1 protein-coding gene is annotated in these 458 nt (G+C 65.9%); it reads left to right on the forward strand.

What is annotated here, in order from left to right:
- A partial coding sequence (locus ACPYN7_RS18055; protein ID WP_424348565.1) for a DDE-type integrase/transposase/recombinase occupies window positions 1–458 on the forward strand: 458 nt, incomplete at both ends.

Genomic DNA, 458 nt, shown 5'->3' on the forward strand with positions numbered 1-458 from the left:
GACGAGGCCAAGGACGCCGGCGAGGTGATGTGTGAGCGCAGCGCGTGGCGGATCTGCCGGGACAACCGCTGGTGGTCCGTGTTTGGGAAGAAGCGCGCCAAGAACGGTAAGAAACCCGGCCCGCCGGTGCACGATGACCTCGTCGCCCGCGACTTCACCGCCGGCGCGCCGAACGAGCTGTGGCTGACCGACATCACCGAGCACAGGACAGCCGATGGGAAGCTCTACATGTGCGCGATCAAGGACGTCTTTTCCGGGCGGATCGTCGGCTACTCCATCGACTCGCGGATGCAGGCCCGGCTGGCCGTCCAGGCGTTGCATAACGCCGTCGCCCGCCGCGGCGATGTGGCCGGTTGCGTGGTTCATTCGGACCGCGGGTCGCAAGGCGGATTCAACCGGTCGTCGCAACACCGCCTTGTTCGAGCGACTGTAGTTGTTCGGCGAATACTTCGGCGGGT

Source organism: Kocuria sp. CH-021 (assembly GCF_049716185.1).
GTDB classification, from domain to species: Bacteria; Actinomycetota; Actinomycetes; order Actinomycetales; family Micrococcaceae; genus Kocuria; species Kocuria cellulosilytica.